Source organism: Desulfobacula sp. (genome assembly GCF_030611305.1).
In the GTDB taxonomy this organism is placed as follows: Bacteria; Desulfobacterota; Desulfobacteria; order Desulfobacterales; family Desulfobacteraceae; genus Desulfobacula.
Window position 1 is genome coordinate 1 of sequence record NZ_JAUWQB010000110.1, and the last position, 9,405, is coordinate 9,405.

Here is a 9,405-nt window from a genome sequence, read left to right on the forward strand (position 1 = left end):
TAAATAGAGGGAATTATATATTATTTTAAAATTGTTTAAGGGAATTAAATGAAAGAAATTAAAATGGTGGCGGGGAATTTACCCTGAAATTGGCTGCAAAAAAAACCTTGAAAATTGGGGGGAATTAAATCCCTGTTCCCAGCAAAAGACCTTGAAGCAACTAAAGCGTTCTTTGCAAAAGTATTTGGATGGTCGTTTGTAGATTATGGCCCAGAGCACATTGCTTTTTCCAATGAAGGGCTTGATGGTGGCTTTTTTCAATCCACCTTATCTGCTACTTCAGAAAATGGAAGTGCTTTAATTGTATTTTACAGCAATGATTTAGGAGGAACCCTTTCAAAAGTCAAAAATGCAGGTGGGAGGTGGGGAAATTATAAAACCAATATTTGCTTTCCCTGGTGGTAACCGATTTCACTTTGGTGATCCAAATGGAAATGAATTTGCGGTATGGTCAGAGACTGCTTCATAAAAAAAATTTGTATAAATGAATATAAAATTTCATATATTTGTAGCCATACAAACAATATTGTTGATTAATTTGGCATAGCCATGCTAAACATCCAAATAGAAATTTAAATTATATCAATCTTATACTTAAAAAATTTATTGGTTATAAAATTGAAAAAAATATTTTTCTCATTATTTTTTATATGCTTGTGTGCGAATCTTGTTTATTCACAAGAAAAATTGAAAAATAGTTTTAAATCAGAAAAAGCAAAAAACCTTTATACTAATAATGGCTATCTTTGGAAAATTCTTACAGTGAAATCAAAACATGCATATTTAAAAGGTCTTATTGAAGGTGTGTCATTGCTATCTGAAAAGATTGTTAATTCTAAAATGTGTAGTTTTGATACTATCAAGCAGACGGCTTTAGTATCATATTTTTTAAAGCTCCCACAACATAGTATAAGTAAACTTTCAATTATGATAGATGTTATTTATCAAGATAATGACAATTTGGAGATACCTATACCTCAAATCTATTCTCTTATTTCAAAAAATATTCATGAGAATAAGAAATTTGATAATGGATTATCAAGGCCATGAAAATATTTTTCCCTTCATTGTTATGAGAAATTTTTAGGATTTATTCTGTGTGTTTTTAATCGATATTGCAAAGTTGATCTTGGAAGACCAAGCAGTTTTGCCGCGCCATTCGAACCAGCAATAACTCCTTTGGTTTTAGTTAGAATTTTTTCTATATGTTGGCGTTCCGCGTTTGAAAGCTTCCACTGGTTAGTTTCTGTGTCTTTTTTTTGTCGGTCAAAAGGCGCGTATATTTTTCTGACATCTTTTTTATAAATTTTTTCCCCTGGCTTAAGAACAATAATCTGCTTAATGAAATTCTTTAGCTCACGAACATTACCACTCCAGTCTAAATAGCATAATGCTTTAATCGCTTCGTCAGTATAGATTGGGGGCGATCTATGATTTATTTCAGATTCAATTTCATTTATTTTTTTTATTAGTATCGGTATGTCTTCAACCCGCTCTCTTAATGGTGGAATATTGATAGTAAAAGTATTTATACGATAGAGGAGATCACGCCTAAAAAGTCCCGCCTCGATTGCCGATTCTATATCCACATTAGTAGCCGAAATTACACGAGAATTAATTTTTCGCGTTCTGCTATCACCGACTCGTTCGAAGGTCATATCTTGAAATGCCTGCAATAATTTGGCCTGTAAAACTAAAGGCAGTTCACCAATTTCATCCAAAAATATAGTTCCACCATCTGCAATTTCGAATCTTCCAATTCTATCTGTATTGGCTCCTGTAAATGCTCCTTTTGAATACCCAAACAACTCGCTTTCAAATAATGAAGGAGTCAACGATGGGCAATTTATTTTTACAAAGATTTGATTTTTACGCAGGCTCAAATTGTGGATATATCTTGCCAGATAGCTCTTGCCCGTTCCAGTTTCTCCTGTAAGTAAAACAGGCATATCGGTGTCGGCTACCTGTTCCAATTTATGAATTACATCTGCCATTGACTGTGAAACATGGATAAACTCGTCCTGCTGATGTTGGGCGTTAATATCAGAAATTAAAAAACGTCTTTGAAGCAATAGTTTAGCATTGATCTTTTTTAGTTGATTATAGTTTAGCATATTTTCTACTGATATTGCTATTTGTCTTGAAACTTCAAAAAATATTTCGGTTAATTCATTAATATGTTTTGGCTTATTTCTAAAAGAAAAATGGATGCTTCCAATGATATCCTTACGGATAATCATTGGAAATGCCATTGTACTTTTTAACTTTGCTCGAATCATTGATGGAATAGATGCTAAGTGAGAATACAATGTCAAATCCTCAATAATAACGGGTTTCTCAGATGTTATAACCAGCTGAGAAATTGATCCTTTGCTAACCGAACGGCTTTCGTTTGTTGAAATTCCTTTTGGAGAAATACCATCTGCAGATGCGAAGTAACTAATAGAGCGAGATTTTGAATCGTATAAATTGATGCTTAAACGATCATGAGAAAAATTTTTTTTTAATTCAGCAGCAATTGCATTAAAAAGGCCTTCTTTTGTGTGATGGGAAATGGCGGCATTATTTAATTTCAAAAGTAGTTTATAACGAAACTCATTACTCCAATGCATAGTTGTCTCCATTTCACTAATAGACGACATTAATCAAACCGCAAATTTTTTAATGTAGGTTTCACTATCAGAAAGCCGCACTGATGGCAAGCCCAATATTGGCCCAATATTGGGCATCGTGCTCATTATCGGGCACTTAGCTTGGGCATGATTTAATTTATATTCTATTTTATTCTTTATTTACAACATGTTAATAGGTTTTTTGTTCTTGGCACTACAATTGCAAATATAATTTCTTAGCTTGATTCATAGTTTGAGAATACACAATTAACCTATGGATTTTTGATTGCACTATAACTATTTATTATAGGAGGGAAAAAGGTATGGTTCAGTTTTTAGTACACGAGGAGAACGACAATGTAGGCGTCGCAACAGTTGATATTAAATCCGGAGATGTCGTCCAAGGATTATATATGGATAATCAGAAAAAGATTGATATGACGGTTATGCATGATATTCCATTGGGACATAAAATCGCTTTGAAGGATATAGAAATAGATGCTTCAATAATAAAATATGGGTCTGATATTGGCAGGGTTGTTGCCAACATTAAAAAAGGCGGTCACGTTCACACTCAAAATCTGAAAACAAGGAGGTGGTAATCATGAGCAATCCCAAAATAATGGCCTACAGACGAGAAAATGGCCGTGTCGGTATTCGTAACCATGTTGTCATTCTGCCGTTGGATGATTTGAGCAATGCAGCCTCTGAAAACGTGGCACACAATATCAAAGGCTGCAAAGCTCTTCCCCATGCATACGGACGTCTTCAGTTCGGTAAAGACCTGGAACTATTTTTCAGAACCCTGATCGGCACCGGTGCTAATCCCAATGTGGCTGCTGTTGTTGTTATTGGTATTGAACCGGAATGGACCAATATTATCGTAGAAGGGATTGCCAAAACCGGCAAACCTGTTACCGGTTTTTCCATTGAACGCCATGGTGATATCAAGACCGTTGAAATGGCCAGCTGGAAAGCCAAAGAATATGTCCATTGGGCAAGCGAACTTCAAAAAGAAGAATGCGATTTGAGTGAAATTTGGGTGTCCACCAAATGCGGTGAATCCGATACGACTTCAGGACTTGCTTCTAATCCAACTGTTGGTAATGCATTTGAAAAACTGGTTAATATGGGCAGCACCTGTTCTTTTGGTGAAACCAGTGAGATTACTGGCGCAGAAGATACTGTAAAAGAAAAAGCTAAAACACCGGAAGCTGCTCAGCAGTTCATGGATTTTTTTGATCGTTATGCTGCCATGATCGACCGTAACAAAACCGACGACCTTTCCGGGAGCCAACCCACCAAGGGGAATATTGTCGGCGGTCTGACCACCATTGAAGAAAAAGCATTCGGAAACGTTCAAAAAATCGGCAAAACCATTAATTACGAAGGCGCTTTGGATAAAGCAGTTACGCCTACAGGTCCGGGTCTCTGGTATATGGATTCATCCAGCGCTGCTGCCGAAGCAGTTACATTGTGGGCTGCCGCAGGGTTTGTGGCACATTTTTTTCCAACAGGTCAAGGTAACATTATCGGTAATCCAATAGAGCCAGTGATAAAACTAACTGCAAATCCAAGAACTGCTTCAGACATGAGCGAACACATCGATTATGACTGTTCTGGAATACTCAGAGGTAATATGACACTGGATGAGTCAGGTGATAATTTGATCAAGCTCTTGATTCACACGTGTGAAGGCCGTTTAACTTCCCAAGAGATACTTGGTCATGAAGAATTTGTGTTAACAAAACTTTATGAAAGTGCATGATTCTAAATTCTTTATTAAAACTCATTTTTCATGATATGTTATTGAAATACTCAATAAGAACTGGAGCCAGCAGGCGCGCCAATGTTTGCTGGCTTTGTTTCCCCGTTAAATGGATAGAAGAAAGCCTTTTGGAGGATTTATAATGGTCATGTTTGATTATAAAATAGTTGAAGATGTTGCAAAGGAATTATATATTCGGGCATTATGTGATTTACCACCGGATGTGAGAGATGCACTCAATAAGGCATATCTGAAAGAAAGCAACTCAACAGCCAAGGAAATTTTTAAAACTATTTTTAAAACTATTGAAGTCGCAGATAAACATGGCACTTTGATTTGCCAGGATACTGGTTTGCCAATTTATATGCTTAAAATCGGTTCTGATTTTCCCTGGAATGGTCACAAGATCAAATCAAGCCTATATAAAGGGGCAGAGCGGGCAACAAAAGAGTTTCCTTTTAGAGGCAGTTCAACACATCCACTTACACGTGTAAACCCACAGACTTCTGTTGGAGAAGGACTACCGGTTATCTATTTTGATTTTCTGGGAAAAACAGATCATTTGGAGATCTTAATGGTTCCAAAAGGATCTGGTTCTGAAAATATGAGCAAAATGAAAATGTTTTATCCTGCTCATGGTGTTTCTGCACTGAAAAAATTTGTTATAGATACGGTTTTTGAGACAGGTGCAAATCCATGCCCACCTGGGATAATCGGTGTAGGTATAGGCGGGACAGCAGATCTTGTGATGAAATTAGCCAAAGAAGCCATTGTGAGGCCTGTGGGGCAACGCAACCAGGATTCTGTGATTGCTGAATTAGAAGAAGAGCTTGAAGATGCAATCAACTCTATGGGGAGGGGGCCGATGGGGCTTGGAGGTGATATCACGACGCTGGCAGTCCATATTGAGACCGCTTTTACGCATATCACACAAAACCCCATTGCTGTCAATACTCAATGCTGGGCGGCACGAAGGGCAAGAGCAACGATTTTTCCTGATGGTTTGATCGAATATGGCTATTAATTTTAACAAGGAAGGAGAAAAAATCATGACAACTCACCATCTTGATACGCCTTTTTCGAACAAAACAATAAAGCAACTTCAAGCTGGCGATATTGTATTTTTTAGCGGGACATTGTTTGGTCTTCGGGATTTGACTCAGATTTATATGTTCGATCAAAACAACAAACCACCTGTGAGCCTTGAAGGAATGCCCTGCATACACACAGCCCCAAGTTTAAGAAAGGTGGGTGATAAATGGGAAAAAATTTGTATTGGAACCACTACAAGCACTCGTATGGAACGATTCACACCTGAGCTGATAGGAGAATATGGTGTAAAGGCAATTATTGGTAAAGGTGGTTTGTACGAGGGCAGCTTAGAAGCTATGAAAAAGTATGGCGCTGTATATTTAGCCATTGTTGGTGGATCGGCAGCATTGGAAACTGATCAGATTGAAGAAGTTGAAGATGTCTATTGGGAACATCTCCATCCTGAAGCACTTTATAAGTTTCGAGTAAAGGATTTTGGACCGCTGACTGTCGCCATGGATAGCCATGGCAACAATTTGTATGATGACGTGAAGGAGGAGACCCGTAAGAGGTTACCGAAGATTTATCATCAACTGGGAATATCTGAGTAAAATGATAGAACCCTGTGTCTATTATAACAAACATTAAAAAAAATGAAAATGAAAGTTTAAACAAGGAGAAAAAATGAAAAAAATATCTAAGCTTATTGGATGTAATATTTTAGTTATAGTATTTTTGGTTTGTACTTCTATAAATTTATTTGCCTCAGACCGTCCGGATAGTAAAACAGCTGGTGTTCTTAAGGGTTTAGGTGCTTCGCCAGGAGGTGTCGGCTTTATGCTGCTAACTGGTATCTCTAAATTGACAAAACAAACTTATCCGAGAATTGATATTTCTGTTGTTCCTGGTGGTTTTGTTGGCAATCTCTTTCGGGTGAACACTGGTGAAGGTGATATCGCTGCAACAACAGCATCTTTGGCGGCCATGGCTGAAAACAAAATACCACCTTATAATGGAAAAAACTTAGAAAATGTTATGGCTTTATTTTCTACACAAAATGAATTCAATTTTTTTGCAATTGTACGGAAGGATTTACAAGTAGATTCATTGGAAGAGCTTTTTCAAAAGAAATTACCTGTTAAGCTTTGTACTTTAAATAAAGGAACTGCAACAGAACTTGTCTGGCGAAGTGTATTTGAAGCACAAGGAGTCACATGGGATGATATATCAAAAAAATGGGGTGGCGGGATTAGTTTTGTTACATGGGGAGATGCTGTCAATTTAGTTAAGGATGGACATGCAGACGGTATTTTGGCAGTAGGTTCAAAAAAAATTGGCTGGGCTATGGATCTGTCACATGCACGCGATGTCAAAATTTTAAAATGGGATGAAAATATTTTAAAAATGGTCCAGGATAAATTTGGTTTGAGGAAAGGGATAATACCTGCAAAAACTTATCCAAAGATTGATGATGATGTGGTTGTACCTTACACTCCATGTCAAATTGTTGTTAACAGACATGTTTCCAATAATGTCGTAAAGGCCATTTTAACCTCAATCTATGAAAATGAAAAAAAATATGCAAACCATCATAATGCCTTGGCAAACTTCAAAGGACAAGGAATGGGTACTGGTCTGAAACTACCGCTTCATCCTGCAGCTATTGAATTTTACAATGAAAAAAATATACCTGTTCAATAGTTTATTAAATATTTTAAGCAATGGTGACTCCAAAAACAGTGAGTCACCGTTGCAATAAAGATAAGGAAGAGGCTATGCCACAAGATCAAAATACTAACAACATAGACACAACTAAAATCCTAAAAATTTGTATTGCTATTCTCGGTGTCGGTATAAGTCTTTTTCAGATTTATACTGCAGGGTTTGGAGTGTTCGATGCATATTTACAAAGAACTATCCACTTAATGACTCTTATGGCGTTGGCCTTTATAATAAAACCAACGAAAAAATCATGGTCCGTCAAAAAAAATGCGTTTATAGACATACCCTTAGCAGGAATTTGTTTGATTATTGGAATATATCTGGTTTTAAACCATGACAGGATTGCTACCCGGGAATGGTATTGGGGGCCGATCACATCAGTTGATATCTGGCTTGGGATCATTACTATTTTATTGACACTGGAATCTGCAAGGCGAATTGTTGGCCCGGCATTGCCTATAATAGCAATTGTTTTCATAATGTATGCTTTGTTTGGTCACAATCTGCCATACCCATTTACAATAAAATCTCTTTCTCCCTTAATATTTATTGACCATCTGTTTTTAACAACACAAGGTTTGTTTGGTATACCAGTTGGTGTGTCGGCAACATTTGTCTTCTTATTCATTCTTTTTGGTGCATTTTTAGAAAAAACAGGTGCCTCACAGTTTATTATAGACTTTAGTATGGCATTAGTAGGCAAATCGACAGGAGGTCCAGCCAAGGTTTCTATTGTGGCTAGCAGTTTATTTGGAACAATTTCTGGCCATTCTGTTGCTAATGTCTACGGTACTGGAACTATTACTATACCTATGATGAAAAAAAATGGCTATTCGCCAGAATTTGCAGGTGCTGTAGAAGCTGCTTCAAGCGCCGGTGGACAAATTATGCCTCCCATTATGGGGGCAGCTGCGTTTATTATGGCTGAAATCTTAGGGGTTGGTTATATGACTGTTGTAAAAGCAGCCCTGCTTCCAGCTATTCTATATTACATTGCTGTTTTTGCTTCATGCCATTTCGAAGCTCTTAAATTAAATTTATCTACAGATAATTCAGAAGAATTTCCTGATATTAAAAAGATATTGATTGAAGGCTTTCATTTTATTATTCCGTTAGTGGTATTAGTGATAGTTTTGGTCCAGGGATTTACACCGTTTAGAGCTGCTTTTATTGCTACAATTACTCTTGTGATTGTGGCAAGTATTAGAAAAAGCAGTCGTCTTTCATTAAAAAATTATATCGAGGTTTTTATTACAGGAGCTCGAAATAGCGTTGTAATTGCCGTTGCTTGTGCCTGTGCAGGAATTATAGTTGGTGTATTAGACGTTACAGGTTTAGGAATTAAATTCGTGACAATTGTAACTGACCTTTCGATGGGAATTGTTCCTCTATTACTTTTTCTGGTTATGTTTTCATGTTTAATCCTCGGAATGGGTGTGCCCACCGCTCCTGCATATATCGTGGCAGCCATGATTGCTGCCCCAACATTAGTGGAGTTTGGAATCGCTCCCATTGCGGCACATATGTTCGTTTTCTACTCTGCCTTATTGAGCGCAATAACGCCACCTGTCGCATTAGCAGCATATGCCGGTGCAGCTTTAGCTGAGGGAAAAGTGATGCGTACAAGTATAATTGCATCTAAATTAGGCTTTGTGAAATTTTTTATACCATATATGTTCGTTTATAATACTGCTTTGCTAATGATCGGTACACCCGGGGCAATAATATGGTCCTTTTCTACAGCTATTCTTGGAACTATTTCAATGGTTATTGCAATGGAAGGATATTATTTTTCTCTAATAGGTAAATTAAACAGACTTTTTCTGGGCTTATTTGGACTACTATTACTCGCACCAGAAATTAATACTGATATTATTGGATTGATCGGTTTTGGTATAATCAGTTTTATATTACATAATTTACATAAAAGAAATAAATCAGTCAATAATCGTATCCGTTCACGGGGTTGATAGGCAATCATAAGTGTCTGAAACTATAGCTAAAACAACAATCTTTGTGTAAATATTCGGGTTGTTAAAAATTTTAAAAAGTTCGGGACACAAGCAAATAAATTTGATATAAGAAGAAGTATGGTCGCTTCTTGTCAGACATTATTGCCGGGTTACACACGTAAATATCCTGGCCCTGAGGGCCAGGCTTTGGGTTTACCCCTGGAAGGGGATTAGTATGCCTTGGCCCCCTGAGGGGGCAAGGAGAGTTGTCGCCCACTTTTAATATTAGGTGAATAGGTTTGGTTGCTCAACCCTTTTT

At 37.1% G+C, this 9,405-nt stretch carries 9 protein-coding genes; 8 read left to right on the forward strand and 1 reads right to left on the reverse strand.

The features are described 5' to 3' along the window. The first annotated feature begins 114 nt into the window (after positions 1-114). Together QAI40_RS15545 and QAI40_RS15550 are read left to right on the forward strand one after the other, a co-directional pair. Positions 115-405 carry a VOC family protein gene (locus QAI40_RS15545; protein WP_304511795.1) on the forward strand — a complete coding sequence of 97 codons (291 nt, stop codon included), beginning with the start codon at positions 115-117 and terminating at the stop codon, positions 403-405. Between the two features lie 213 nt (positions 406-618). Then, a complete protein-coding gene (locus QAI40_RS15550) occupies positions 619-1,050 on the forward strand; it encodes a hypothetical protein (RefSeq protein ID WP_304511796.1) in 432 nt (143 codons plus the stop codon). Between the two features lie 20 nt (positions 1,051-1,070). On the opposite strand, the gene QAI40_RS15555 is transcribed toward QAI40_RS15550, so the two are convergent. Continuing rightward, positions 1,071-2,612 (reverse strand): sigma-54-dependent Fis family transcriptional regulator, encoded by a 1,542-nt coding sequence (locus QAI40_RS15555; RefSeq protein WP_304511797.1) that lies wholly within the window; start codon positions 2,610-2,612, stop codon positions 1,071-1,073. A gap of 323 nt (positions 2,613-2,935) precedes the next feature. Here QAI40_RS15555 and QAI40_RS15560 point away from each other — a divergent pair, with 323 nt between their 5' ends. The 6 genes from QAI40_RS15560 (at position 2,936) to QAI40_RS15585 (ending at position 9,104) form a co-directional block, all read left to right on the forward strand. Beyond that, complete coding sequence (locus tag QAI40_RS15560; RefSeq protein WP_304511798.1) at positions 2,936-3,214, forward strand: UxaA family hydrolase; 279 nt, start codon at positions 2,936-2,938, stop codon at positions 3,212-3,214. Between the two features lie 2 nt (positions 3,215-3,216). Then, positions 3,217-4,380, forward strand: coding sequence for a UxaA family hydrolase (locus QAI40_RS15565; protein ID WP_304511799.1), 1,164 nt, complete (start codon positions 3,217-3,219; stop codon positions 4,378-4,380). Between the two features lie 142 nt (positions 4,381-4,522). Further along, the gene (locus QAI40_RS15570; protein WP_304511800.1) at positions 4,523-5,404 is read left to right on the forward strand and encodes a fumarate hydratase; all 882 of its coding nucleotides are present in this window, start codon (positions 4,523-4,525) and stop codon (positions 5,402-5,404) included. A gap of 25 nt (positions 5,405-5,429) precedes the next feature. After that, entirely contained in the window at positions 5,430-6,023 is a 594-nt protein-coding gene (locus QAI40_RS15575) for a FumA C-terminus/TtdB family hydratase beta subunit (RefSeq protein ID WP_304511801.1), read from the forward strand. A gap of 73 nt (positions 6,024-6,096) precedes the next feature. Then, a complete protein-coding gene (locus QAI40_RS15580) occupies positions 6,097-7,113 on the forward strand; it encodes a TAXI family TRAP transporter solute-binding subunit (RefSeq protein WP_304511802.1) in 1,017 nt (338 codons plus the stop codon). A 74-nt stretch (positions 7,114-7,187) separates the two neighbouring features. Then, positions 7,188-9,104: a TRAP transporter permease gene (locus tag QAI40_RS15585; RefSeq protein ID WP_304511803.1), complete on the forward strand. Its 1,917-nt coding sequence runs from the start codon at positions 7,188-7,190 to the stop codon at positions 9,102-9,104. The last annotated feature ends 301 nt before the right edge of the window (positions 9,105-9,405 follow it).

Coding starts and splice junctions, on each gene's coding strand:
- QAI40_RS15555 (WP_304511797.1), bottom strand. CDS start 2,612: ATGCATTGGAGTAATGAGTTTCGTTATAAACTACTTTTGAAATTAAAT.
- QAI40_RS15560 (WP_304511798.1), top strand. CDS start 2,936: ATGGTTCAGTTTTTAGTACACGAGGAGAACGACAATGTAGGCGTCGCA.
- QAI40_RS15565 (WP_304511799.1), top strand. CDS start 3,217: ATGAGCAATCCCAAAATAATGGCCTACAGACGAGAAAATGGCCGTGTC.
- QAI40_RS15570 (WP_304511800.1), top strand. CDS start 4,523: ATGGTCATGTTTGATTATAAAATAGTTGAAGATGTTGCAAAGGAATTA.
- QAI40_RS15575 (WP_304511801.1), top strand. CDS start 5,430: ATGACAACTCACCATCTTGATACGCCTTTTTCGAACAAAACAATAAAG.
- QAI40_RS15580 (WP_304511802.1), top strand. CDS start 6,097: ATGAAAAAAATATCTAAGCTTATTGGATGTAATATTTTAGTTATAGTA.
- QAI40_RS15585 (WP_304511803.1), top strand. CDS start 7,188: ATGCCACAAGATCAAAATACTAACAACATAGACACAACTAAAATCCTA.